The organism is Mycolicibacterium confluentis (assembly GCF_010729895.1).
Lineage (GTDB): Bacteria > Actinomycetota > Actinomycetes > Mycobacteriales > Mycobacteriaceae > Mycobacterium > Mycobacterium confluentis.
This window is the reverse complement of the sequence record NZ_AP022612.1, coordinates 4,304,383-4,328,036: the sequence shown is the minus strand read 5'-3', so window position 1 is coordinate 4,328,036 and position 23,654 is coordinate 4,304,383. Positions and strand designations below refer to the sequence as shown.

Annotated in this window: 25 protein-coding genes and 1 riboswitch; of the genes, 10 read left to right on the top strand and 15 right to left on the bottom strand. The window is 68.3% G+C overall.

The genetic code is table 11. The features are described 5' to 3' along the window. Both G6N34_RS20530 and G6N34_RS20525 read left to right on the top strand, forming a co-directional pair. The gene (locus G6N34_RS20530) at nt 1–1,512 is read left to right on the top strand and encodes a M28 family metallopeptidase (protein ID WP_085151615.1); all 1,512 of its coding nucleotides are present in this window, start codon (nt 1–3) and stop codon (nt 1,510–1,512) included. After that, nucleotides 1,509–2,966, top strand: coding sequence for a M28 family peptidase (locus G6N34_RS20525; protein ID WP_085151614.1), 1,458 nt, complete (start codon nt 1,509–1,511; stop codon nt 2,964–2,966). Before G6N34_RS20530 ends, G6N34_RS20525 begins: the two co-directional genes overlap by 4 nt. Here G6N34_RS20525 and G6N34_RS20520 read toward each other — a convergent pair. Beyond that, on the bottom strand, nt 2,963–3,634 hold the full coding sequence (locus G6N34_RS20520) for an alpha/beta hydrolase family protein (protein WP_085151613.1): 672 nt from the start codon (nt 3,632–3,634) through the stop codon (nt 2,963–2,965). The two genes, G6N34_RS20525 and G6N34_RS20520, sit on opposite strands and share 4 nt — an antisense overlap. A gap of 95 nt (nt 3,635–3,729) precedes the next feature. On the opposite strand from G6N34_RS20520, the gene G6N34_RS20515 reads away from it, so the two are divergent. After that, nucleotides 3,730–5,133 carry a serine/threonine-protein kinase gene (locus G6N34_RS20515; RefSeq protein WP_085151612.1) on the top strand — a complete coding sequence of 468 codons (1,404 nt, stop codon included), beginning with the start codon at nt 3,730–3,732 and terminating at the stop codon, nt 5,131–5,133. A 4-nt stretch (nt 5,134–5,137) separates the two neighbouring features. Here G6N34_RS20515 and G6N34_RS20510 read toward each other — a convergent pair whose 3' ends face one another. Then, entirely contained in the window at nt 5,138–6,424 is a 1,287-nt protein-coding gene (locus tag G6N34_RS20510) for a uracil-xanthine permease family protein (protein ID WP_085151611.1), read from the bottom strand. A gap of 52 nt (nt 6,425–6,476) precedes the next feature. After that, the gene (locus tag G6N34_RS20505; RefSeq protein ID WP_085151610.1) at nt 6,477–7,328 is read right to left on the bottom strand and encodes an alpha/beta fold hydrolase; all 852 of its coding nucleotides are present in this window, start codon (nt 7,326–7,328) and stop codon (nt 6,477–6,479) included. Between the two features lie 59 nt (nt 7,329–7,387). Here G6N34_RS20505 and G6N34_RS20500 point away from each other — a divergent pair, with 59 nt between their 5' ends. Then, complete coding sequence (locus G6N34_RS20500; protein ID WP_085151609.1) at nt 7,388–7,999, top strand: TetR/AcrR family transcriptional regulator; 612 nt, start codon at nt 7,388–7,390, stop codon at nt 7,997–7,999. On the opposite strand, the gene G6N34_RS20495 is transcribed toward G6N34_RS20500, so the two are convergent. The 3 genes from G6N34_RS20495 to G6N34_RS20485 are packed head-to-tail and all read right to left on the bottom strand — an operon-like array spanning nt 7,977 to nt 9,405. Beyond that, a complete protein-coding gene (locus G6N34_RS20495; protein ID WP_085151608.1) occupies nt 7,977–8,306 on the bottom strand; it encodes a hypothetical protein in 330 nt (109 codons plus the stop codon). The genes G6N34_RS20500 and G6N34_RS20495 overlap by 23 nt on opposite strands. Further along, nucleotides 8,306–9,184 carry an oxygenase MpaB family protein gene (locus tag G6N34_RS20490; protein WP_085151607.1) on the bottom strand — a complete coding sequence of 293 codons (879 nt, stop codon included), beginning with the start codon at nt 9,182–9,184 and terminating at the stop codon, nt 8,306–8,308. The genes G6N34_RS20495 and G6N34_RS20490 overlap by 1 nt, the downstream gene beginning before the upstream one ends. Beyond that, nucleotides 9,181–9,405, bottom strand: a complete 225-nt coding sequence (locus G6N34_RS20485) for a hypothetical protein (protein WP_085151606.1) — start codon at nt 9,403–9,405, stop codon at nt 9,181–9,183. Before G6N34_RS20485 ends, G6N34_RS20490 begins: the two co-directional genes overlap by 4 nt. Nucleotides 9,406–9,538: 133 nt before the next feature. Here G6N34_RS20485 and G6N34_RS20480 point away from each other — a divergent pair, with 133 nt between their 5' ends. Next, nucleotides 9,539–10,777: a TetR/AcrR family transcriptional regulator gene (locus G6N34_RS20480; RefSeq protein WP_085151605.1), complete on the top strand. Its 1,239-nt coding sequence runs from the start codon at nt 9,539–9,541 to the stop codon at nt 10,775–10,777. Here G6N34_RS20480 and G6N34_RS20475 read toward each other — a convergent pair. From G6N34_RS20475 to thiC, 4 genes are all read right to left on the bottom strand, one after another. Further along, nucleotides 10,774–11,058, bottom strand: coding sequence for a DoxX-related protein (locus G6N34_RS20475; protein WP_085151604.1), 285 nt, complete (start codon nt 11,056–11,058; stop codon nt 10,774–10,776). The two genes, G6N34_RS20480 and G6N34_RS20475, sit on opposite strands and share 4 nt — an antisense overlap. Before the next feature lie 14 nt (nt 11,059–11,072). Continuing rightward, complete coding sequence (locus tag G6N34_RS20470) at nt 11,073–11,696, bottom strand: alpha/beta hydrolase family protein (protein ID WP_085151867.1); 624 nt, start codon at nt 11,694–11,696, stop codon at nt 11,073–11,075. Further along, the gene (gene thiD / locus G6N34_RS20465; RefSeq protein ID WP_085151603.1) at nt 11,696–12,538 is read right to left on the bottom strand and encodes a bifunctional hydroxymethylpyrimidine kinase/phosphomethylpyrimidine kinase; all 843 of its coding nucleotides are present in this window, start codon (nt 12,536–12,538) and stop codon (nt 11,696–11,698) included. Before thiD ends, G6N34_RS20470 begins: the two co-directional genes overlap by 1 nt. After that, nucleotides 12,535–14,112 carry a phosphomethylpyrimidine synthase ThiC gene (gene thiC, locus G6N34_RS20460; protein ID WP_085151866.1) on the bottom strand — a complete coding sequence of 526 codons (1,578 nt, stop codon included), beginning with the start codon at nt 14,110–14,112 and terminating at the stop codon, nt 12,535–12,537. Before thiC ends, thiD begins: the two co-directional genes overlap by 4 nt. Continuing rightward, nucleotides 14,104–14,214, bottom strand: a riboswitch (TPP riboswitch). It overlaps the preceding gene by 9 nt. Nucleotides 14,215–14,302: 88 nt before the next feature. Between thiC and G6N34_RS20455 the strand changes: the two genes are divergently transcribed. Further along, on the top strand, nt 14,303–16,048 hold the full coding sequence (locus G6N34_RS20455) for an MFS transporter (protein WP_407663241.1): 1,746 nt from the start codon (nt 14,303–14,305) through the stop codon (nt 16,046–16,048). On the opposite strand, the gene G6N34_RS20450 is transcribed toward G6N34_RS20455, so the two are convergent. From G6N34_RS20450 to G6N34_RS20430, 5 genes are all read right to left on the bottom strand, one after another. After that, on the bottom strand, nt 16,045–16,428 hold the full coding sequence (locus G6N34_RS20450) for a DUF7715 family protein (protein WP_085151602.1): 384 nt from the start codon (nt 16,426–16,428) through the stop codon (nt 16,045–16,047). The genes G6N34_RS20455 and G6N34_RS20450 overlap by 4 nt on opposite strands. 14 nt (nt 16,429–16,442) lie before the next feature. Further along, nucleotides 16,443–18,170: an HNH endonuclease signature motif containing protein gene (locus tag G6N34_RS20445; RefSeq protein WP_235680638.1), complete on the bottom strand. Its 1,728-nt coding sequence runs from the start codon at nt 18,168–18,170 to the stop codon at nt 16,443–16,445. Nucleotides 18,171–18,455: 285 nt separating this feature from the next. Next, complete coding sequence (locus G6N34_RS20440) at nt 18,456–19,268, bottom strand: exodeoxyribonuclease III (RefSeq protein ID WP_085155879.1); 813 nt, start codon at nt 19,266–19,268, stop codon at nt 18,456–18,458. Nucleotides 19,269–19,304: 36 nt separating this feature from the next. Next, nucleotides 19,305–20,231, bottom strand: coding sequence for an N-acetylglutamate synthase, CG3035 family (locus tag G6N34_RS20435; protein WP_085155882.1), 927 nt, complete (start codon nt 20,229–20,231; stop codon nt 19,305–19,307). Beyond that, nucleotides 20,231–20,824: a peptide deformylase gene (locus G6N34_RS20430; protein WP_085155885.1), complete on the bottom strand. Its 594-nt coding sequence runs from the start codon at nt 20,822–20,824 to the stop codon at nt 20,231–20,233. Before G6N34_RS20430 ends, G6N34_RS20435 begins: the two co-directional genes overlap by 1 nt. A gap of 122 nt (nt 20,825–20,946) precedes the next feature. Here G6N34_RS20430 and G6N34_RS20425 point away from each other — a divergent pair, with 122 nt between their 5' ends. The 4 genes from G6N34_RS20425 to G6N34_RS20410 are packed head-to-tail and all read left to right on the top strand — an operon-like array spanning nt 20,947 to nt 23,650. Beyond that, nucleotides 20,947–21,255 carry a nucleoid-associated protein NapA gene (locus G6N34_RS20425; RefSeq protein WP_068250728.1) on the top strand — a complete coding sequence of 103 codons (309 nt, stop codon included), beginning with the start codon at nt 20,947–20,949 and terminating at the stop codon, nt 21,253–21,255. A 53-nt stretch (nt 21,256–21,308) separates the two neighbouring features. Continuing rightward, entirely contained in the window at nt 21,309–21,797 is a 489-nt protein-coding gene (locus tag G6N34_RS20420; RefSeq protein ID WP_085155888.1) for a LytR C-terminal domain-containing protein, read from the top strand. Nucleotides 21,798–21,807: 10 nt separating this feature from the next. After that, nucleotides 21,808–22,515: a superoxide dismutase[Cu-Zn] gene (sodC, locus tag G6N34_RS20415; RefSeq protein WP_085155891.1), complete on the top strand. Its 708-nt coding sequence runs from the start codon at nt 21,808–21,810 to the stop codon at nt 22,513–22,515. Then, a complete protein-coding gene (locus G6N34_RS20410; protein ID WP_085155894.1) occupies nt 22,493–23,650 on the top strand; it encodes a glutamate--cysteine ligase in 1,158 nt (385 codons plus the stop codon). Before sodC ends, G6N34_RS20410 begins: the two co-directional genes overlap by 23 nt. Nucleotides 23,651–23,654: the final 4 nt, after the last annotated feature.

Here is a 23,654-nt window from a genome sequence, read left to right as displayed (position 1 = left end):
GTGGTGCGGGTGCGTCGCCTATGTCGGGCAGTGTCTGCCCTGATCGCCGTTGTTGCCCTGATCGTCGCCGTCGGCGCCTGTGGGCGGGAGTCGGCAGGCCCGCAGGCCGTCCGGGAGGGCGCGGATGCCGCGAAGTTCGCCGACGAGATCCGGCAGCGGATCAGCACCGACGCCATGATGTCGCATCTGCAGAAACTGCAGGACATCGCCGACGCGCACGGAGGCAACCGCGCGGCCGGAGAACCCGGCTACGACGCCAGCGTGGACTATGTGGCCGGTGCCCTGCGCGACAAGGGTTTCGACGTGCAGACCCCCGAGTTCGAGGTAAGGGTGTTCAAGGGTGAGAACGGCACCGTGACCTCCGGCGGTGCGTCGCTGGTGGCGATGCCGCTGCAGTTCACCATCGGCACCAAACCCGAGGGACTGACCGCGCCACTGGTGCCTGCCCGCCCGGGCGACGCCCCGGGATGCGCCGCGACCGACTACGACGGCCTGCCGGTGCAGGGCGCCGTCGTGCTGGTGGATCGCGGCACCTGCCCGTTCGCGCAGAAGATGGCCAACGCCGTGGCCCGCGGTGCGGTCGGCGTGATCATCGCCAACAGCGTCGACGAGAAGGAGATGGGCGGCACGCTCGGCGAAGACACCGATGTCTTGGTGCCCGTCGTCAGCGTCAGCAAGGCCGACGGTGCAGCACTGCGAGCCAAGCCCGAGCAGGTCACCATCAAGATCTCGGCCGAAACCCGGGAGTTCAAGTCCCGCAACGTCGTCGCCCAGACCAAGACCGGCGCGACCGACAACGTGGTGATGGTCGGCGCACACCTCGACAGCGTCCCCGAGGGCCCCGGCATCAACGACAACGGATCCGGGGTGGCCGCGGTGCTCGAGACCGCGCTGCAGATGGGTGCGGAGCCGGACGTACGCAACGCCGTCCGGTTCGGGTTCTGGGGCGCCGAGGAACTGGGCCTAGTGGGGTCCGCGAACTACATCGAGACACTGGATGTCGAAGAGCTCAAGGACATTGCGCTGTACCTCAATTTCGACATGCTCGCCTCGCCCAACCCCGGCTACTTCACCTACGACGGTGACCAGTCGGCGCCGCGCACGCGCAACGACAGCGCGCCGCGGGTGCCCGAGGGTTCGGCGGGCATCGAACGACTGCTGGTCGAATACCTGGCCTCGGCCGATAAGGAATCCCAGGACACGTCGTTCGACGGGCGGTCGGATTACGACGCGTTCACCTTGGCCGGCATCCCCTCGGGCGGGCTGTTCGCGGGCGCCGAGGAGAAGATGAGCGCCGAACAGGCCAAGCTGTGGGACGGGAAGGCCGACGAACCGTTCGACCCGAACTACCACAAGGACACCGACACCATCGAGCACATCGACCGCACCGCACTGGGCATCCAGGGCGCGGGCGTGGGTTACGTCGCGGCGTTCTACGCCCAGGACCAGGGCGGGCGCAACGGCATGCCGGACCGCGCGGACCGCACTCGGCACGTCGTCGCCCCGTCATGACCGGCCGCCGGGCCGCGGCGACCGTCTGTGCGGTGATCGCCGTGCTGGCCGGCTGCGGTTCGCCGCCGCCCGAGCCGCCCGAGATGCCGTCGCCGCAGGACTTGGCGGCCAAGGTCACGATCGACGCGATGCGCATCCATCTGCAGCGGTTCTCCGAGATCGCGCAGGACCACGACGGAAACCGGGCCGACGGTACCGCGGGTTACGAGGCCAGCGTGGATTACGTGGTCGAGCTGTTGCGGGACAAGGGGTTTGAGGTCGACACCCCGGAACTGCAGCGGTTGGACACCGTGTCGCCGGGTCGGCCCACTCTTATCGTCGGCGCGCGGACATTCCAGGTGGACCAGGCCTCGCTGCTGCTCCCCACCCCTGCAGGCGGAACCACCGGACGGGTGTTCGCACCGCGGGTCGCCGCGGGGTGTTCGGCCAGGGACTACCCCGCCGCGGTGAAGGGCGGCATCGCCGTCGTGGATGACACCAAGTGCTCCGTGGTGGACAAGCACGACGCGGCGGCCGATCGCGGCGCCGCGGCCCTGGTGGTGATCAGTGCGGGAGGCCGCAACGGAAGCCCGCCGGGGCTGTTCCCGCGCGGCTACTACGAGCAGATGGCCATTCCGGTCGCGGTGGCGGGCGAGGAGGCCGGTGCCGCGCTGCGTCGCACCAGCACGCCTGCGCGGGTCGTGCTGGACGCCAAGAACGTGAAGGTGCGCTCACGGAATGTGGTGGCGCAGACCAAGACCGGCGCCACCACCGACATCGTGCTCGTCGGCGCGCACCTCGACAGCGTGGCGGCGGGCCCAGGCATCAACGACAACGCCTCGGGGGTGGCCGCGGTGCTGGAGACCGCGCTGCAACTCGGTTCGCAACCCTCGGTCACCAACGCCGTGCGGTTCGCGTTCTGGGGCGCCGAGGAGAAGAACCTGGCGGGGTCCGCGGACTATGTGTACGGGTTGAGCCGTGACGAGCTGAATTCGCTTGCGCTGTATCTGAACTTCGACATGCTCGGGTCGCCGAACGCCGGGTACTTCACCTACGACGGGGACCAGTCGGCGCGCGCCGACGCCGAGGGTGTGCCGATCGGGTCGGAGGGCATTGAGCGCACCCTGGCCTCCTACCTCAACCTGGCCGGGAAGCGCCCCGCCGATCTGCCCCTGTCCCAGCGCACCGACTACCAGAGTTTCCTGGCCGCCGGGATGCCCGTCGGCGGGATGACCACCGGCGCCGACGGGCGAAAGACCACCGTCCAGGCCCGGTTGTGGGGCGGTGAGGCCGGCGTGGCGTTCGATCCGAACTACCACACCGCGCGCGATGACCTGGAGGCCATCAACGAGGACGCACTGGCGGTGATGGGCTCGGGTGTCGCGTTCGCCGTCGCGACCTACGCGACGTCGATCGAGGGCGTCAACGGCGTGCCTGAGCGCGCGAAACGCCACCGCCGCGCACTCGGCCCCTAACGCAGCGCAGCCGCGATGTGGTCGGCGACGGTCTCGGCGATCCGCAGGGTCTGCGCGTCGTCGGCAGGGGCGTAGCGGCCGGCCGCGGCGTCCCACCGCGCACCCGCGATCTCGCCGTGGTCGGCGGGGAGTTCGACGATGTTCACTGGCCAGCCGAACGCCTCGAGCGCGTTCGCGAACTCCCGGCTTGCGGTCGCGGGGACCACGTCGTCGTTGACGCCGTGCAGGAGCGTGAAGGGCGCGCCGATGCGCGCCGCCGAAAGCCCCTGTGCCGCAGGTTCACCCGAGATCGGGTCGCGTGAGGTGAAGGCGCCGGCCAAGCACACCGTGTGGGTGATGTCGGCACCGAACCGGTCGGCATGGATGGTGAGTCCCGCGGCCGCGGCCGCCCCCAGCGACCATCCGATCAGAGCGAAGCGGCCACCGCCGTCGCTCCACGATTGGGTGAACTCCACCGACCGCAGCAGGTCGGTCCGTCCGCCGTCGTCCGCATGGGAGTTCCAGTCGGGCGCCACCACGCCGAACCCACGCTCGGCCACCAGAGTGGCGAGCGGGCGGACCGCCTCGCGGGCGTCGGTCTGCATCCCGTGCCACAGCAGCACCGCGGGTTGCGCCGGGTCGCCGAACACGTCGGCCCAGCGCCACGGGGCGTACTCAGAAGTCATCATTGAAACAGCCGGTTCCCCCGAATCACGCGATCTGAAACCCGCGATCGACCGCTGTATGGTCGGGGCTTACCGTGTGTCGGGAGGTGACTTGACACGTGCCGTTGACCAACGGCGAATCCTTCGCCGGCTATCGGGTTCTGCGGATGATCGGAACCGGTGGCATGGGCGAGGTCTATCTGGCCGCGCATCCCAGGCTGCCACGGCGGGATGCGCTGAAGGTGCTTCCGGCGCAGATGTCGGCCAACGACGAGTTCCGCGAGCGGTTCAACCGGGAAGCAGACCTGGTGGCCACGCTGTTTCACCCGCACATCATCGGGGTGCACGACCGTGGTGAGGACGACGGCCGGTTGTGGATCTCGATGGACTTCATCGATGGTCCCGACGCGGGCCGACTGCTGCGTGAGCGGTACCCGACCGGGATCCCGCGGGAACAGGTCGTCGAGATCGTCGCGGCGGTCGCCGACGCCCTGGACTATGCCCACCTGCGCGGTCTGCTGCACCGCGATGTGAAGCCCGCGAACATCCTGCTCACCGACCCCGCTTCGGGGGTGCGACGGATTCTGTTGGCGGACTTCGGCATCGCCCGCAGCCTCAACCAGACCCACGGGTTGACCCGGACCAACGCGGTCCTCGGGACCGTCTCGTACTCCTCACCCGAGCAGTTGATGGGGCAGCCCCTGGACGGCCGGTCCGATCAGTACTCGCTGGCGGCGACGGCGTTCGAACTGTTCACCGGGACACCGCTGTTCTCCGATGACAACCCCGCGGTGGTGATCGGGCAGCACCTGAATGCCGCACCGCGTGCGCTGGGTGCATCGCGCCCAGACCTGGCGGATCTGGACCCCGTGATGGCGCGGGCGCTGGCGAAGAATCCCGCGGACCGATTCGCCAACTGCACGCAGTTCGCGCAGGCCCTGGCCACGGCGCGGCGCGTGCCCACGCCGACCGCGCAGCTGCCTCCCGCGATGCGCACCGAACAGGACTGGCTGCTGCCCGCCGCGACGCCCGCCGGGTCTCGGCCTCGCCCGTCCCGGTGGCTGCTGGCAGGTGGTGTGCTCGCAGCGCTCATGCTGGTGCTGGGCTTCGTGCTGTACCTGGGTCCGTCGAACGACCAGCAGGCCGATCCTGTGACTGGGACGTACCCCGCGTCGCCGACGTCCCCGACGGCGACGTCGACCGGGGAGGTGACCTTCGAGGGCATGCGTGACCTGGTGCTCGCGGTGTACGGGGCGTTGCCCGAGAACACCAGTGAAGCCTGGAACATGTTCGACACCAACTACCAGAACAAGACCGGTTACGCCGACTTCCAGAACTTCTGGGCGGGTGTGAAGAAAGTCGAGGTCCTGTCGGTGACACCGCGCGACGACGACAGCGTGGTGGCTCGGCTTCGCTACGTGGTCAAGGGCGGCAAGAACGACACCGAGAACCGCTGGTTCTCGGTGGTCTCGGCGGACGGCAGGCTGCTGGTGTACGACTCCGAACGGATCGGGCCGGGCTGACGCGCTATCCGACCACGTCGTCGGTGCGCACCGCCTCGGGATGACCGCCGCGCAGCGCGCCGAGGCCGCGCATCCCGTGGTAGATCAGCAGTGCCGCGATCGATCCCAGCGCGATACCGGTGAAGGTCAGATCGCCGATCTGCCAAGTGAAGTCGGCGATGCCGATGATCAGCGCGATGGCCGCGGTCATCTGGTTGACCGGCAGGCTGAAGTCGACGCGGTTGGTCAGCCAGATGCGGATGCCCAGCACGCCGACCAGGCCGTAGAGCACGATCGTCGCACCGCCGAGCACGCCGGCCGGAATGGCCGAGATGACCGCACCGACCTTGGGGCACAACGACAGTGCGATCGCGACGAACCCGGCGACCCAGTAGGCCGCGGTCGAGTAGACGCGGGTCGCTGCCATCACGCCGATGTTCTCGGCGTACGTGGTGGTGGCCGAACCGCCACCGGCGCCGGCCAGCACCGTGGCCACACCGTCGGCCGCCAGCGCGCGTCCTGTGAGCGGGTCGGTGTCCACGCCGGTCATCTGCCCGACGGACTTCACGTGCCCGATGTTCTCGGCCACCAGGGCGATCACCGCGGGCAGGAACATCGGCAGCACGGCCAGGGAGAACGTCGGCGTCTGGAACTCCGGCAGGCCCAGCCAACTCGCCGACGCGATGCCCGAGGTGTCGACGTCGCCGAGCGCCCAGGCCAGCAGGTAGCCCAGCACGACGGCCACGAAGATCGCGAGGCGTCCGATCAGGCCGCGGAAGAATGCGAGCGCCCCCACCAGCAACAGCAGTGTGACGAGGCCGACCAGTGGGCCCTTCTCGAAGTTGGTCTTCGCCGCGGGGGCGAGGTTGAAGCCGATCAACGCGACGATCGCGCCGGTGACCACCGGCGGGAGCACGATGTCGATCCAGCGCGTGCCCACGAGGTGGACGACCGCGCCGATGATGATGAGCAGGACGCCGACGGCGATCAGGCCGCCCAGCGCGCTTCCGGACCCCTCGGCGGCGACCGCGGCCGTGACGGGGGCGATGACCGAGAAGCTCGAGCCCAGATAACTCGGCAGGCGATTGCCGGTGATGATCAGGAAGAGCAGTGTCCCGATGCCCGAGAACAGCAGTGTGGTGGCCGGCGGGAATCCGGTCAGGACGGGCACCAGGAAGGTGGCGCCGAACATCGCCACGACGTGCTGTGCACCGATGCCGATGGTTCTGGGCCAGCTCAGACGTTCGTCGGGGCCGACGACGAAGTCAGGTTCGGGTCTGCTGGCGACGGGTTTCCAGGTCAGCGGAATCACGGTTTATGACTACACACCACCGCGGCCCGGATCGCAGCGCAATCGGCGCGTGTCAGGGTGCGGCGGGTGACTCCGCCAGTGCGGTGATGGCGTCGATCACCGCGCCTGGGTTGTCCAGCGGAACGAACGTCCGCGCACCCGGCACCTCGGTGATCGCCGAGTTGGGGAACACCGCGGCCAGGCGGCGGCCCAGGGCGGGCGTGAAGAACCTGTCGGCCGAACCCCACACCAGGCGTACGGGTTTGGTGAACCGGTGCAGGCGCGGCGCGACGTGGGTCAGGTCGGTGGCCGCGATGCCGCGCGCCATGGCCGCCAGATCGCCTGCGATGCGCGGGTCGGTGCGGGCCGGCACCAGCCAGGACGCCGTGAGATCGCGGTCGGCGTGCGTCGCGAGCATGCCGTAACCCGCGGGGGAGTGCCGCAGCGGACGCAGTCGCATCAGGTTGAACAGTGCGGAGATCGTCCGCGGCCCGCGCAGCATCGCGAAGACGGCGTCGAACGGGAACGGCGGGAACGCCTCGAAGGCATCGCAGTTGGTCAGCACGAGCCTGCCGATGCGTTCGGGGTTGGCGTCGATCAGGAACTGGCACAGGCCGCCGCCGGTGTCGTTTCCCACCAGCGTGACGTCGTGGAGGTCCAGGGCCGCGATGAAGTCTCCGATGATTCCGGCCAGGGCAAGTGGGGTCAGGGCCGAGCGGTCGGTGACGGGCGTGGTGTGCGAGCCGAGGGGCAGGCGGGGCATCAGGCAGCGGTGACCGCGTTCTGCCAGGGCGTTCGCGACCTTCGACCACAGTCGTTCGTCGACGATCATGCCGTGCACGAACACGACGGGCGGGTGGGGAGAGTCGATGGGTCCCAGGTCGAGGTAGTCGATCCGGCACTGCTGCAACGTGACGTGTGGCATGGCGGGTTATCCTTTTGCATATTTACAAACTCTGAGTATGAAAGTTACGTGCACACAGTATGGAAGTCAAGAGCTCACCTCGTCGTACCCAGGCGCAGCGCACCGCGACCACTCGCGCGTGCCTGCTTTCCGCGGCCCGCGAACTGTTCGCCACCAGGGGTTTTGCGGACGTGTCCACGCAGCAGATCGTTGAGGCCGCAGGCGTGACGCGCGGTGCGCTCTACCACCAGTTCGCGGACAAGGCCGACCTGTTCACGGCGGTCTACGAGCAGGTCGAGGAGCAGTTGGTGGCCGACGTCGGCGCCGGCATCGCCGCACGCGAACCGGCGGGGCCGTCGGCGGCGATGCGGGTGGGCGCCCGGCTGTTCCTCGAGTGCTGTTCGGCGCCCGAGGTGCAGCAGATCGTCCTCGTGGACGCGCCCACCGTGCTGGGGTGGGACCGGTGGCGCGAGATGGGCGTCAAGTACGGGCTCGGTGTCATCGAGGGCATGCTCGCCGCGGCCGTCGCCGAGGGCGAGATTCCCGCTACGCCCCTGCGCCCCACCGCGCACGTGCTGCTCGGCGCGCTCGATGAGGCCGCGCTCTACGTGTCGCGGGCCGCCGATCCTGAGCGTGCGCTCGAGGAGATGTACGAGGTCTGCGACCGGATCATTGCTGGGATCGCGGGCTGACCACGCGGGTGCCGCGCAGTGCGAGCGCAATCAGCACGCCCGCGCCCACGACCATCATCGGCACCGCCCAGGCCCGTCGCTGCAGCAGTGCCGACTCGCACCGGTCGCGCAGCGGCCCGGCGCCGCCGTCGACGAGTTCAGGATGTGACATGTCGGTGAGAAAGCCTGACCCGCAACGGATCTGCAGGCCGTAGCTGTCGAATTCCGGCAGGTAGACGGGTTGCCACATCAACAGCACGCCGATGCCGAGCACTGCGGCGGCCGCGATCATCGCCAGCAGGCGGCGGGTGGTCAGTTCACCGTTCATCAGATCAACCTCTTTCCGCGTCGCACCCTGATGCGGATGTCCGTCAGCAACAGTTGACTGCCGCCCTGGCGAATGAACTTGGGCAGGAACCGATTCACCAGCGCGACGAACAGGAACAGGCGCTCGAACCACTTCTGCCTGCGGGCCGTCCACGTCACGCCCAGCGCGTCGCGGAACACCGGCGCCAGAAAACCCGTCGTCAGGAACTTCAGCAGGGGGACGTATCCCGGCCGCAGCAGGGGTGTGATCATGCGCAGATTGATGAGGTCGGTGAGATAGTCCCGGACGGTGTCGTCCATCGACACCCGCGCACACGCGGAGTTCCAGTAGTCGTCGAAGCCTGCGCGGGTGGGCGGCCACTGGTCCTCGGTCACCTGAAGCGTGGTCCCCAGGGGGAAGGCCGATCGGTAGAAATCCTCGGCGGCCTGCGGCGTCAACTGGCCGCGCAGCAGCTGATAGGTGTCCTCGAGGCCCACGAAAAGGCATGCCGCAACCCACATCTGGAGATCCCGGTCGAACGCGTTGTACTGCACCGGGCTCCCGGGGGTGGACCTGACCTGCCGGTGCGCGCCGTTGACGGCCTCGCGGTATGCGGACTTGTCCTCCTGGGTGCCCAGGATCGCCACCGCCAGATAGCTGAACGTCGTCCGGGCCCGTTTCCACGGATGGTGCATGAGGCTGCCGGACTCCACCACGCTCTCCGCCACGCCGTGCCCGACGCCGGGCAGCGCCAACTGCATGACCACGTTGGCCGCCCCCGCCGCGAACGACCAGAAGTCCATGGCGTCGGCGACCGTCACCTCGCGGTCGTCCCACCGCGCGGTGCGCCGCGTGATGGTGATGCGGGTGTCGGACGTGGACAGTGCGGGCGCGCTCATGTCATGCAGACGTTGGAGATCAGCAGCACGGGCCAGGACACGATCGATCCCAGGAACGACACCACCAGGTCCGCGCCGGTCAGGTGGTCGAGGTGATCGGTGTGGGTCATCGACCAGATGACGCCGATGATCAGGTACGGCGTGCCGAGAATCAGGCCCAGGCCGATCAGTTCCGCGACCGTGAACTGGTAGCTCAACACCTGGCGCAGCTTCGCGAGCATGTGCGCATCCTTCTCGATCGGCGGGCACGGCGGTCTGACCTCTATGTTAACCACGATTCGCGTTGCCGACGGCGGTATTGGAAGGCCGACTGGAACAGAGGTGGACTGTGCCCATCGCCGCTAGGGTGAGTGCGTGCCGACATCGCGAACCGCTTCGACCGATGGTGTTCGTCGGCGCCCCAAGGACCGAAAAGCCCAGATCGCCAGGGTTGCGGCGGAGGCGTTCAGCGCGCGCGGCTACCACGCGGTGGGCATGGATGACATCGCCGCGGTGCTCGACATCTCGGCCACGGCGCTCTATCGGCACTACGCCAACAAGTACGACATGTTTCGCGCGGCGGTGCTCACGCTCGGGCAGCAACTGGTGGACGCCACGAACTTCTGCGACGAGCCCTCCCCGGACCCCGACGATGAGGACACCGCCCGACTTCAGGCCCGCATCGTCGACTCCATCGTCGACGTGGCGTTGGCCAGTCGGGACTCCGCGGGACTGTACCGCTGGGAGGGTCGCTACCTCGAGGGTGACGATCAGGCCGCCCTGATGGCGCAGATCCGGCTGGTCAACCGTCGGATACAGATTCCGTTGCAGCGGCGCAGGCCGGCGCTGACGTCGTCGGAGCGGTGGACGCTGTCGTCGGCCGCGATGAGCGTCATGGGCAGCATCGCCGACCACCGCGCCAAACTGCCCGCGCCGCAGATCAAGGAGCTCATGCAGCAACTCGTGGGGGCCGTGCTGGAGGCCGAACTGCCCACCGCTGCGGAGGCCGCGGAACAGCCGAGCGTGTCACCTCGGCCAATCGCCGAGACCGCCACCGTCGGCCGGTACGAGGCCGTGCTTCAACAGTCGCTGCTGCTGTTCGACAAGCAGGGGTATCACGAGACCGGGATGGGCCAGATCGCCGCCGCGGTGGGGATTCCGACGTCGGCGATCTATCGCTACTTCTCCGGCAAGCAGGACATCCTGGCCGCGGTGTTTCGGCGTGCCGCCGACCGCGTGTCGGGTGAGCTGACTTCGGTGCTGGCTGGCGTCACCGACCCGCGTGAGGCGCTGCAGCGGTTGATCGAGGCGTACGTGGCCAGCGCCTTCGCCTATCCCGAGCTGTCCTATGTGTATTACACCGAGCGCGTGAACCTGGGCGTCGCCGATCAGGAGATGCTCCGCAATGTGCAGCGCTCGACCGTCGGGTCATGGGCCCGACTGCTCGTCGAGGCCCGCCCGGAGTTCTCCAGCGCGCAGGCCCGCTTCGTCGTGCACGCCGCGATGGCGCTCGTGATCGACCTCGGCAGGCTGGTGTCCTACCAGGATTCCGCGCATGCCCAGGCGTGCGTGCGCCGCATGATGCACGTGACCCTGGGCGTCGAGTCGCGCTAGCGGTTGTTGCGCACCGCGTTGCCGCCCAGATACGCCAGGTACCCGATGGCCCCGACGATCGCGGCGTTGCGGGTCCGTCCGCTGATCAGACCCAGTCCGAGTGCGGTCTCGATGCCGCCGTTGGTGTAGATGTGCTGGCGGGTGCGACGGGGGAAGGCCGACTTGGTGATCGGCTCGAACAGGTTGGGGCTGGTGAAGTGGGCCACCCCCACGCCCGCAAGGCCGAGTCCGAGAACCTTCGTCAATGTTCCCCTGCCGCTTCGCTTCTGGTCAGTCGTCACCAGCGCACAGTATCTTACTCGAGAGTAAGATGGAAGAGTTTGAGGGCCGCGTCGACCGCGACCGCGGGGACGTCGAGTGTCTTGGAGCCCAGATCGTGCCGCCCGCCGGTGATCTCGACGATCTCGGTCGGGCCGGTGACCAGCTCGGCCGCGGTCCGGAGTTCGTCGATGGTGCCGAACGGATCGGACGTGCCGTGTGTGAACACCGTCGGGACCGTGATGGCGGGCAGGTGTTCGGTGCGGGCGCGCTCGGGCTTGCCGGGCGGGTGCAGCGGGTACGAGAACAGCGTCAGGACGTCGACGTGCGCGCCCTCGGCGACGGCCATGGACGTCATCCGTCCGCCGTAGGAGTGCCCGCCGGCGATCACGGGACCGCCCAGCGCGCGTGCCGCCTCAACAGCCTCGGCGACGCCGGCCTGATCGGCCTTGGCCGACCCCGACGGCGGGCCCTTGGGGCGACGGCGCCGGTAGGGCAGGTTGTAGCGCACCGCGAGCCACCCGCGACTGGCCCACTCGTCGCAGAGGCGGATGAGCATCGGCGACTCCCGGTTGCCGCCTGCGCCGTGGGTCAACACCACGGTGCCCTGCGGCGTGCCGTCGGGTTCGTGCGCAACACCCGCGATGGCCTCGAGGTCGATCACGGCGAGACCTGCAGGCGGAACAGTGCCGACACCGGGCCGTGGCCCGCGCCAAGCGGGTAGGCCGCGCGGAGGCATTCGGTGACCCACGATTTGCCGAACTCCACCGCATCCGGCACCGAAAAACCGTGCGCCAGCGCCGAGGCCGTCGCCGCCGCCAGGGTGTCACCGGCGCCGTGGTCGTGGGGCGTGGGCACGCGTGGTTTTTCGTACTCGTGGAAGTCCGTGCCGTCGAACAGCAGGTCAGGGCTCATCTTCGAGGACCGCAGATGTCCGCCCTTGACCAGCGCCCACTGCGGGCCCAGGGCGTGCAGGGCGCGTGCGGCCTCGCGCTGCGACTTCTCGTCGACGACGTCGATGTCGACGAGCAGGCGGACCTCGTCGAGGTTCGGCGTGACCAGGGTGGCCAGCGGAAACAGTTCGTTGCGCACCGAATCCAGGGCCGACGGGTGCAACAGGGGATCACCATGCATCGATGCGCACACCGGGTCCACGACCAGCGGGACCTGTCCGGCCAACCCCTCCGAGCGCCAGGTCTCGGCGACGGCCCCGATGATCTCCGAGGAGGCGAGCATCCCGGTCTTGGCGGCCTGGATGCCGATGTCCGAGGTCACCGCGCTGATCTGATCGGCCACAATGTCGGTCGGGAGCTCGTGAAAGGCTTTGACGCCCAACGAGTTCTGGACCGTCACCGCCGTCATCGCGACGCAGCCGTGGATCCCGAGCATGGCGAAGGTGCGCAGGTCGGCCTGAATGCCTGCGCCACCTCCGGAGTCCGACCCGGCGATGGTCATGACCCGCAGCGGCGTCTGCGTCGGCGGGGTGAGCGGTAACAGGTTCACGGTGTCGATTCTGCCAAGGGGAGGTAGACGCGGTTGCCGTGGTCGGCGAACTCCTGCGACTTCTCGGCCATCGCGTCGCGGATGTCCTGCGTGATCCGCATCGAGCAGAACTTCGGACCGCACATGGAACAGAAGTGCGCGGTCTTGGCGGGCGCGGCGGGAAGGGTCTCGTCGTGGAACTCCCGGGCGGTGTCGGGATCCAGGGACAGGTTGAACTGATCCTCCCAGCGGAACTCGAAGCGGGCTTTGGACAGCGCGTCGTCGCGTTGCTGGGCCCGCGGGTGGCCCTTGGCCAGATCGGCCGCGTGGGCCGCGATCCGGTAGGCGATCACGCCGTCCTTGACGTCCTTGCGGTTGGGCAGGCCAAGATGCTCCTTGGGGGTGACGTAACAGAGCATCGCGGTGCCGGCCTGGGCGATGATGGCCGCGCCGATCGCCGAGGTGATGTGGTCGTAGGCGGGCGCGATGTCAGTCGCCAACGGGCCCAGCGTGTAGAACGGGGCCTCCTCGCAGAGTTCCTCCTCGAGGCGGACGTTCTCGACGATCTTGTGCATCGGCACGTGGCCGGGCCCCTCGATCATCACCTGCACGCCATGGCTTTTCGCGACCTTGGTGAGCTCGCCCAGGGTGCGCAGTTCGGCGAACTGGGCGGCGTCGTTCGCGTCGGCGATGGAACCCGGACGCAGTCCGTCGCCGAGGGAGAACGTCACGTCGTAGCGCGCCAGGATCTCGCAGAGGTCCGCGAAGTGCGTGTAGAGGAACGATTCGGTGTGGTGCGCCAGGCACCAGGCCGCCATGATCGATCCGCCGCGACTGACGATCCCGGTGACGCGTTCGATGGTCAGCGGGATGTGTCGCAGCAGCACCCCGGCGTGCACCGTCATGTAGTCGACGCCCTGTTCACACTGCTCGATCACGGTGTCGCGGTAGACCTCCCAGGTCAGTCGCGTCGGGTCGCCGCCGACCTTCTCCAGCGCCTGGTACATCGGCACGGTGCCGACCGGGACGGGGGAGTTGCGCAGAATCCACTCGCGGGTCTGATGGATGTCGGCACCCGTGGACAGGTCCATGATGGTGTCGGCACCCCATCGGGTGGCCCACACCATCTTGTCGACCTCCTCGGCAATCGACGACGTCACCGCGGAATTGCCGATGTTGGCGTTGACCTTCACCGCGAACGCCTTCCCGATGACCATCGGTTCGGCCTCGGGATGGTTGTGGTTGGCGGGGATGACCGCGCGGCCCGCAGCGACCTCGTCGCGCACGAGTTCCGCTGGGACACCTTCACGTTCGGCGATGAACGCCATCTCGCTGGTGATCTCGCCCGCCCTGGCCCGCTGCAGTTGCGTGCCGCGGTCGGTGACCACGTTCGGTCTCGGCGGCAGGCCGTTGGTCAAGTCGATGGTCGCGGTGGGGTCGGTGTAGGGCCCCGAGGTGTCGTAGAGGTCGAGGTGCTCGCCGTTGGTCAGGTGCACTCTGCGGAACGGCACGCGCGACCCGTCGGGCAGATCGCGCCTGCCCTTGGTGCTGCCCGAGATGGGCCCGGTGGTCACGGCGGAAATGGGTACAGCCATCTTCATCACTCCCTACGCCGGCATTACCCGGTCAGGTTCATCCGGTCGACGGCCCCAGCCGTCCTCTCAGCACGCTCGGTGCGCGCTCCCGTGGTTACGGGCCCAACCTAGCGCATGGTCACGCCGGGTGCGGGGAATAGGGATTGCTTGGAGATGATTTGTATAGCTAATATATGTGAATTCTGACGAGATGACGAGGCTGATGACGACCGACACCGAGACGACGACTGCCGAGGTCGCGACCGCGCGCCGGCGCATCCAGATGGACCACGACCACCCGAACTACAAGTGGGTCGTGCTGTCCAACACCACCCTGGGCACGCTGCTGGCGACCATCAACGCCTCGATCGTCCTGATCTCGCTGCCAGCCATCTTCCGCGGCATCGGGTTGAACCCGCTGGCGCCGGGCAACGTCGGCTACCTGCTGTGGATGCTGATGGGTTATCTGGTCGTCACGGCCGTGCTCGTGGTCCCGTTCGGCCGCCTCGGCGACATGCTGGGCCGGGTCCGCATCTACAACCTGGGCTTCGTCATCTTCACCCTGGCCGCGATCGCGGTGTCGTTCGACCCGTTCCACATGGGGGCGGGAGCCGTGTGGCTGATCGCGTGGCGCGTGATCCAGGGGATCGGCGGCGCCATGCTGATGGCGTCGTCGTCGGCGATCCTGACCGACGCCTTCCCGGCCAATCAGCGGGGAGTGGCGTTGGGCGTCAACATGGTTGCCGCGGTCGCCGGCTCGTTCCTCGGTCTTCTGATCGGTGGCGTGCTCTCCGAGATCCACTGGCAGGCCGTGTTCTGGGTCGGGGTGCCGATCGGCATCCTCGGCACGGTGTGGAGCCTGAGGTCGCTGCGTGAGATCGGCACGCGCACTCCTGGGCGGATCGACTGGGCGGGCACGCTGACCTTCGGCGTCGGACTGACCGTGCTGCTGCTGGGTATCACCTACGGCATCCAGCCCTACGGCAACGCGTCCACCGGGTGGGGCAATCCCGCGGTGCTCGGTTCGATCGGCGTGGGCCTGGCACTGCTGGTGGCGTTCTGCGTGATCGAGCTCAAGGTCGACCAGCCGATGGTGGACATGCGGTTGTTCAAGTCGACGTCGTTCGGCATGGGCAACCTGGCCGGACTGATGTCCTCGGTGGGCCGCGGCGGGCTGCAGTTCATGCTGATCATCTGGTTGCAGGGCATCTGGTTGCCGCTGCACGGGTACACCTTCGAGTCCACGCCGCTGTGGGCCGCGATCTACATGCTGCCGATCACGGTGGGCTTCCTGATCGCCGGCCCGATCGCCGGATCGCTGTCCGACAGGTTCGGTGCGCGTCCCTTCACCGTGGGTGGCATGGTCATGATGGCCGTGACGTTCGTGGCGCTGCTGCTGATCCCGGTGAACTTCGACTACTGGGTGTTCGCGGTCCTGATCTTCTTCAACGGGTTGGGCGGCGGCATCTTCACCGCACCCAACACCGCCGCGATCATGTCGAGTGTGCCCGCGGCGCAGCGTGGGGCCGCCTCGGGTGTGCGTGCGACGTTCTTCAACGCCGGTTCGTCGTTGTCGATCGGGATCTTCTTCTCGCTGATGATCGTTGGGTTGGCCGGCACGCTGCCGGGCGCGTTGAGCAGTGGTCTTCAGGCTCAAGGTGTTTCGGCCGCCGTGGCGCAGGATGTCGCTGACCTGCCACCCGTCGGCAGTCTGTTCGCGGCCTTCCTGGGCTACAACCCGGTCGCCGAACTGCTCGAACCCTCTGGCGCGCTTCATCATCCGGGGGTCAATGTCGACGTGCTGACCGGGCAGACGTTCTTCCCCGAGTTGATCACCGGACCCTTCCATGCCGGTCTCGTCGTGGTGTTCGGCGCCGCCGCGATCATGATGGTGATCGGTGGAATCGCCTCAATGTTCAATGCTGGCCGTTATGGCACCGAACCCTCGGAAAGCTAGCGGAACAGCGCACCGCGCAGGAAGAACCGGTCGCGGTCACGCGTGATGATCGCGCCCACCGGCAGCTGCGCGGCGATCTCCAGGTTGTCGTCGGCGACGTTCTCGGCCCAGTCCGCCGGCCAGCCGCCGTCGCCGAGGCTGGTCTCGAAAGCCAGCACCACCTCGTCCCGTGTCATGGCGGAGTCGACCACCACCGCGGTGGTGGTCGCCCGGTGTGAGGCGGCGCCCGCGAAGCCTCGACCGCACCCGCAGGGACCCTGCGGGTCGTTGACGTCGCGATCGCACGGTTCCTGGATCCAGACCAACTCGCGCTCCACACAGTAGTGGTAGTCGCGCGGGCTGGTGCCCTGCGTGAGTGCCGTTGCGACAAGGATTTTCATGCTCTGGGGCCCTCCTAGAACGGTGGTTCTTCGGTGTCGTCGATGGGTGGTGGGGGTGGTGGTTTCCAGTCGGGGGGCAGGGTTTCGGGTTCGGGTGGGTCGTTGACCCAGGTGCACCAGGGGCTGGTGGAGGGGGTGCCTTTGAACAGGTGCAGCATTCTGCGCACGTGGTTGCGCCATTGGCGTTGGTCGATCTCTTGGCGGCGGGCGGCGTTGAGGCGGCGTTGTTCGGCGTTGCGGGGCCGTTGGGCGGCCAGTTGCGCGCGGGCCTGGGCGCGACGAGCGGCCTTGTCGCGTTGGGGGTGGCGGCGTCGTGGTGGTGGCGGTGGGCCGAAGGGGTTGGGGGCTGGTGGTGGGCCGAGCAGGTCGGGGGCCGGTGGTGGGCCGAGCAGGTCGGGGGCCGGTGGTGGGCCGAGCAGGTCGGGGAACAGTTCGGCTCCGGCGGGGGTGGTTTCGTAAGTCCGGCCCGTCGGTGAGGTCCACACGATGGTTCCGTCCCGCAGTTGGTGGTCGGTCCAGTCGAGGAAGGTTTTGTCGCGGTGGTGTTCGCGGCAGTAGCAGCCCAGATTCCAGGGCGCGGTCGGTCCGCCGGCGGCGGGGTTGGTGTGGTGGAACGGGGTGGTGTGGTCGAGGTCGGCGAACCAGGCGGGGCGGTCACAGCCGGGGAAGCGGCAGGTCAGGTCGCGGGTCTTGATGAACCGCGCCAGCGCCGCTGACGGGGTGTAGGTGTGCGCCTGGGCGGTGGTGAGGGTGGGGCAGGACACGGGGCGCAGCAGGGCGGTCGGCACCAGGTCGCGGACCTGGGCGGCGTCGATGATCCCGAAGCCCTGCAGGTAGCCGGGCTGATCACTGTCGCCGGAGACCGTGGCCGCAGACGCGATGACGTTGATCACGGTGCGCACCGCCGGCACCCCCGCGGCACCGGTGGCCGCGCCGCCTGCACGGGCACCTGCCCCGCGGGAAACCGCTGCCGCCGCGGCGTCGGCGGCGGCCGTGTGGGCCGCGGTGCGGCTGGCGCATTGGGCCTGTCCGCAGTCGCAGCTCAGCAGCTGGTCTTGGTTCAGGGCGGTCAGGGCGTCGGCGCGGCGCTGCCGCAGCGTGCGGGAATCGGCGGCGCACACCGCGGTGCCCATCGCTGAGAGGCGGGCGTCGAGTGCTGCAGCGGCCGGGGCGGTGAGGATGCCGCGCAACTGGGCCGTGCCGTCGGGTTTGGCGATGATGATGACGTGGCGCCCGGCCTCGGCGTGCACGCGGCGTTCCTTGGCGGCCTCGGGGTCCAGGCTGTGGATGGCCGCGTCGACGGTGTCGATGACCCTTCGCCGCGACCACGACGACCAGGTGGTGAGCTTCTGGCTCATCTGGGCGTCGATCTGGGGCATCAGGGTGGCGGTGACGTGTTCGGTGCGGGTCAGGATGAGTTTGACGGTGGGCCAGTCGACGTCGCCGCCGCGCAGCAGCGCCCCCACCAGCGGCAGGCGGGTGTCGAGGGCTTCGGCGTGGGCGACGGTGTCCTGGGCCAGTTTGGGCGCCAGGTTCAGGGCGGCGCCGATCTCGGCGCTGGTGCGGGTCAGGCCGGTGATGATGCAGTAGCCGGGGTCTGGATCGTCAGCCTCGGCCTCAGCGGTGCGGTGTTCGACCAGGCGGGCGATGGCGGCCATGCGGCGGCCGATGAGCATCGTCTCGAAGCGGTGGCACGCCTCGATCTCGGTGAGCAGCCCGTCCGGCGAATCATCATCGAACACATGTTCGAGTATGCCCTCACCCGCCGACAGATCACGCACGTCAAGCCAGCGACTGTGGACCAAGTCGCAACTGTGGACAACCCCGGATCTGGGCGGCGGAAGTAGACGGGAGCCGGGGCCGCGGTGACGGTGGCGACGACGGTTGGCGATAGCTGGTGACGGTGGCGTGGCCCAACCAGAGGTCGGGTCGGGGGGTGGAGCTGAGTGAGGGGTGAGCTGAGTGGGTGAGGCGTGAGCCGTTCGGGTGAGGGCCGTCAGGCCACAGCGGCGCAGCGGCGCCGAACGTCAGATATCGATCAGCACCGGCGCATGATCACTCGGCGCGATGCTGCCCTTCTTCCCGGGGCGCCTTTCATCCTTGACGATCTCGGCATGCGTCACGCGCTGCGCCAGCGCCGGTGAGCCCAGAATGAAGTCGATGCGCATCCCGCGCCGCTTCTGGAACGCCAACTGCGTGTAGTCCCAATACGTGTAGATGCCGGGACCGGGCGTGAACGGCCGCACCACATCGGTGAACTGGGCATCGCCCATCGCCTGGAACGCGGCCCGCTCAGGCTCGGACACGTGCGTCCTACCCTCGAAGGCGGCCATGTCCCAGACGTCCTCATCGAACGGCGCGATGTTCCAGTCTCCCACCAGTGCGATCGGCGCGCTCGGGTCGTCGGCGACCCAACTGGCAGCGGATTTCTGAAGTGCGGCAAGCCATTCGAGCTTGTAGGCGTAGTGCGGATCCTCCAGGCTGCGGCCATTGGGCACGTACAGGCTCCACACCCGCACCCCGCCGCACGTGGCGCCGAGTGCACGGGCCTCTGCGGCCGCCTCCACGTCAGGCTTGGCCGACCAGGTCGGTTGCCCCTCGAATCCGACCTCGACGTTGTCCAACCCCACACGCGAGGCGATCGCGACGCCATTCCACTGGTTGAGCCCGACATGGGCGATCTCATAGCCCAGCGCGGCGAACGGCATGCTCGGGAACTGCGCGTCGGTGCACTTCGTCTCCTGCATGGCCAGCACGTCGACATCGGCGCGCTCAAGCCAGTCGACCACGCGATCCACTCGAGTGCGGATGGAGTTCACGTTCCAGGTCGCCAAGCGCATGGCGTAAATCCTAGGGGGCGCCGCCGACGCGCCGGATCAGTGCTGCGGCTGCCAGTACCGACACCCGTGATGCAGGCGGAAGCCCATCGACGTGTACAGCGCGACGGCGGCGTCGTTGTCGGCCAGCACCTGCACGTACGCGCGCTGCGCACCGTGGGCGGCACCCCAGGCGGACAGCGACTCGCACAGTGTCCGGGCATGCCCGCGCCGGCGCTGCTCCGGCGCGACGCGCACCGAGGAGATGCCGAGCCAGCGGGTGCCGTCTGGAGCGGCGGTCACCGCGCCGCGACCGACTGCGGCGTCGCCGATCCGGGCGAACGTCACCTCGCCGTCGATGACAGCCGAGAGGACGTCGACCGGAACGTCGCGTTCGTAGATTCGCAGCCAGTCCGCGTCGGGGAGCGCCGCATGAGCCACCGACGCAGGTACCACCGAAGCAGGAGCCACCGACGCGCTAGCCGAACCCGAATCGTGCTCGTCGACATCGCGGACCATGACCCGCGTGTGCTTGACGCCGTCGGCGCGCACGGGCAGCAAGCGCTCCGGCAGCGCCACCCAGGGCGGCAGATCACGCTGCCGGTACCAGTCGGCGATCTCCAGCAGGTCGGACAACTTGGCCGAGACATCGAGCGGGACAGCGGAATTCGCTCGGCTGGTGACTCCACGCCCGAAACGCAGCAGCCAGCCGTTCAGCCACTGCTGCTCGACACCCGGCCAGGCCAGCGCCGCGGCGTGTTCCAACGCGCGGATCTCCGAGGTCCGGACGGGGGAGTGGGAGAGCTCACGGACGGCGACGACGTCGGCCGCCGCCACAGTCACGATCTCACCGGACTTGGTGCGCACCAGGACTTCTGTCCCCACCGCGACGAGATGCCCGACGACGTCGGTCAACGGCTTGGCCGACCCCGGCGGAAGCCGGTGGCGCAGGCTGACCCGGGAACCCACCGCGGGCAGTTCGACCATCAGTGACCGAACGGGTCCGGGTCCTCACCCGGCATCCACGTCAGCCCCGGCACACCCCAGCCGTTGCGTTTGACGGTCTTCTTGGCGGCCCTGGCGTGCCTGCCGACCAGCATGTCGACGTACAGGAACCCGTCGAGGTGGCCCGTCTCGTGCTGCAGCATGCGCGCGAACAGTCCGTTGCCCTCGAGCGTGATCTCGTTGCCCTCGGCGTCCAGGCCCGTCACCCGAGCCCAGTCCGCGCGGCCCGTCGGGAACGATTCGCCGGGGACCGACAGACAGCCCTCGTCGTCGTTGTCGGGGTCGGGCATGGTCTCCGGGATCTCGGAGGTCTCCAACACGGGGTTGATCACCACGCCGCGCCGGCGCGCGGTCTGGCCGCGATCGTCGGCGCAGTCATAGACGAACAGTCGGAGGCCGACGCCGATCTGGTTGGCGGCCAAGCCAACCCCGTGCGCGGCGTCCATGGTGTCGTACATGTCCGCGATCAATTCCGGCAGATCGGCCGGGAGCGAACCGTCCTCACCGACGGCCACGGGCTGGGTCGGATTGTGCAGGACGGGATCGCCCACGATCACGATTGGTCTGACTCCCATGGTCGGTTAGCTTAAGTCAGCCGACTCGCGGCGTTTGTTGCCGTCTCAACTCCCGCTGCCGTGGTTGAATGTTCGCGCAGTACTCAGCGGTGATTTCTCAGTGGCGAAAGGGCCAAAAACGAATGGACGGCTCCATGGCGAGGGCACAGCGGTCGGGTGATGACGCTGAGCTCACCGATGGGCTGACCCGCCGCGAGCACGACATCCTCGCCTTCGAACGGCAGTGGTGGAAGTACGCCGGTTCCAAGGAAGACGCCATCAAAGAGCTGTTCTCCATGTCGGCCACCCGGTACTACCAGGTGCTCAACGCGTTGGTGGACCGCCCCGAGGCGCTTGCCGCCGATCCGATGCTGGTCAAGCGCCTGCGCAGGCTGCGCGCCAGCCGCCAGAAGGCTCGCGCCGCACGCCGCCTGGGTTTCGAAGTCACCTGACCGCTCGCGGTGGCGGTTCGGAGTAGGCCCGTCGCAACGTTAGGCTGGTCCCGATGAATGAGCGTGTCCCGGACTCATCCGGCCTCCCCCTGCGCGCCATGGTGATGGTGCTGTTGTTCCTCGGCGTCGTCTTTCTGCTCGTCGGATTCCAGGCGCTGGGCTCGGGAGACGACTCCAGCGACGACACCGCGTCGACCCCCACCGTGACGACCTCGGCGGCGCCGGCGCCGGCCCCCGAGTCGGACGAGGCCGCGCCCGACGCGCCCAGGGCCGATGTGCGGGTCTACAACATCTCTGAGGTGGCCGGCGCGGCCGATCGCACCGCCACGCGACTGCGCGACGAGGGCTGGAACGTCACCGAGACCGGCAACCTGACGCTGCCCGACGTCCCGGTCACCACAGTGTTCTACGGCCCCGCGGAGGGCGAGCGCGAAGCCGCTGAGGAAGTCGGGCGGATTCTGGAGGCCCCAGTGGAAGCCCGGATTCCGGATCCCCAGGTCTTGGACCAACCGCCGGGCGTTGTTGTTGTGGTCACAGGATAAGCTGCTGCGCATGGTCAAGACCGCCGTGAAATCCGCCTCAGTCGCAGTCCTTGCCGCCCCTGTCGCGCTCCTGGCAGCGTGCTCGCCGCCGGGACAGGTTCCCAGCGACGCCCCGGCGACCACCCCGTCGATCTGGACCGGTTCGCCGGCGCCGTCGACTCCCGGTGGGCATGGGTCGGAAGGCGGCCACGGTGCGGCGGCCGGTTCGCTGCTGGTGCCGATCAACGACGCCTCGGGTGCTGAGGTCGCGACCGCGACGTTCGAGTTCAGCTCCGGGTACGCGACGGTGACGGTGGAGACCACCGGCACCGGCAAGCTGGCTCCCGGCTTCCACGGTCTGCACATCCACTCGGTCGGCAAGTGTGAGCCGAACTCGGTGGCGCCCAACGGTGGCGCGCCCGGCGACTTCAACTCCGCCGGTGGCCACTTCCAGGTGCCCGGCCACAGCGGACACCCCGCCAGCGGCGACCTGAGCTCGCTGCAGGTGCGCGAGGACGGCTCGGCCAAGCTGGTGACCACCACCGACGCCTTCACCGAAGAGGACCTGTTGGCCGGCGGCAAGACCGCGATCATCATCCACGAGAAGGCCGACAACTTCGCCAACATCCCGCCGGAGCGCTACAACCAGGTCAACGGAACGCCCGGCCCCGACGAAACCACCATGGCCACCGGTGACGCGGGCAAGCGGGTGGCCTGTGGTGTCATCACCGGCGAGTAGTCGGTTCGACCCCCACCGGAACCGGATCGATTTCGCCGGCTCCTACCGGCCGACGGTCGGCGTCGAATGGGAGTTCGCTCTCGTCGACGCCGCCACCCGGGACCTGAGCAACGAAGCTGCGCAGGTGATCGCTGAACTCGGCGAGAACCCGCACGTTCACAAGGAACTGCTGCGCAACACCATCGAGGTGGTCACCGGCATCTGCCGTAATTCGGCCGAGGCGATGGACGACATCCACTCGACGCTGCGCACCGTTCAACAGGTGGTGCGCGGCCAGGGCATGGAATTGTTCTGTGCCGGAACGCATCCCTTCGCCACGTGGTCCACGCAGCAGCTCACCGACGCGCCGCGGTACGCCGAACTGATCAAGCGCACGCAGTGGTGGGGCCGGCAGATGCTGATCTGGGGTGTGCACGTGCATGTCGGGGTGTCGTCGGCGCACAAGGTCATGCCGATCATCTCGTCGCTGCTCAACCATTACCCGCACCTGCTCGCGCTGTCGGCGTCCTCGCCGTGGTGGGAGGGCGAGGACACCGGTTACGCCAGCAACCGGTCGATGATGTTCCAGCAGTTGCCCACCGCGGGCCTGCCTTTCCAGTTCCAGACCTGGTCGGAGTTCGAAGGTTTCGTCGCCGATCAGAAGAAGACCGGCATCATCGACCACATCAACGAGGTCCGGTGGGACATCCGGCCGTCGCCGCATCTGGGCACCATCGAGGTGCGGATCTTCGACGGCGTCTCCAACATTCGGGAACTCTCGGCGCTCGTCGCACTCACGCACTGCCTGATCGTGGACCTCGACCGGCGCCTCGACGCGGGTGAAGCGCTGCCGACCATGCCGCCCTGGCATGTGCAGGAGAACAAGTGGCGGGCCGCGCGGTACGGTCTCGACGCGATCATCATCCTCGACGACGAGAGCAACGAACGCCTGGTCACCGAGGACCTCGACGACCTGCTGACCCGGCTGGAGCCCGTCGCACGATCGCTGGAGTGCACTGAGGAACTGGCCCGCGTCGCCGACATCCCCCGGGTGGGCGGGTCGTATCAGCGACAGCGCCGCGTCGCCGAGGAACACGACGGCGACCTGCGGGCCGTCGTCGACGCCCTTGTCGCAGAACTCGACACCGACACATAACGAG

Coding starts and splice junctions, on each gene's coding strand:
- G6N34_RS20525 (WP_085151614.1), top strand. CDS start 1,509: ATGACCGGCCGCCGGGCCGCGGCGACCGTCTGTGCGGTGATCGCCGTG.
- G6N34_RS20520 (WP_085151613.1), bottom strand. CDS start 3,634: ATGATGACTTCTGAGTACGCCCCGTGGCGCTGGGCCGACGTGTTCGGC.
- G6N34_RS20505 (WP_085151610.1), bottom strand. CDS start 7,328: ATGCCACACGTCACGTTGCAGCAGTGCCGGATCGACTACCTCGACCTG.
- G6N34_RS20500 (WP_085151609.1), top strand. CDS start 7,388: ATGGAAGTCAAGAGCTCACCTCGTCGTACCCAGGCGCAGCGCACCGCG.
- G6N34_RS20495 (WP_085151608.1), bottom strand. CDS start 8,306: ATGAACGGTGAACTGACCACCCGCCGCCTGCTGGCGATGATCGCGGCC.
- G6N34_RS20490 (WP_085151607.1), bottom strand. CDS start 9,184: ATGAGCGCGCCCGCACTGTCCACGTCCGACACCCGCATCACCATCACG.
- G6N34_RS20485 (WP_085151606.1), bottom strand. CDS start 9,405: ATGCTCGCGAAGCTGCGCCAGGTGTTGAGCTACCAGTTCACGGTCGCG.
- thiC (WP_085151866.1), bottom strand. CDS start 14,112: ATGGCTGTACCCATTTCCGCCGTGACCACCGGGCCCATCTCGGGCAGC.
- G6N34_RS20455 (WP_407663241.1), top strand. CDS start 14,303: ATGACGAGGCTGATGACGACCGACACCGAGACGACGACTGCCGAGGTC.
- G6N34_RS20450 (WP_085151602.1), bottom strand. CDS start 16,428: ATGAAAATCCTTGTCGCAACGGCACTCACGCAGGGCACCAGCCCGCGC.
- G6N34_RS20440 (WP_085155879.1), bottom strand. CDS start 19,268: ATGCGCTTGGCGACCTGGAACGTGAACTCCATCCGCACTCGAGTGGAT.
- G6N34_RS20435 (WP_085155882.1), bottom strand. CDS start 20,231: ATGGTCGAACTGCCCGCGGTGGGTTCCCGGGTCAGCCTGCGCCACCGG.
- G6N34_RS20430 (WP_085155885.1), bottom strand. CDS start 20,824: ATGGGAGTCAGACCAATCGTGATCGTGGGCGATCCCGTCCTGCACAAT.
- G6N34_RS20425 (WP_068250728.1), top strand. CDS start 20,947: ATGGACGGCTCCATGGCGAGGGCACAGCGGTCGGGTGATGACGCTGAG.
- G6N34_RS20420 (WP_085155888.1), top strand. CDS start 21,309: ATGAATGAGCGTGTCCCGGACTCATCCGGCCTCCCCCTGCGCGCCATG.
- sodC (WP_085155891.1), top strand. CDS start 21,808: ATGGTCAAGACCGCCGTGAAATCCGCCTCAGTCGCAGTCCTTGCCGCC.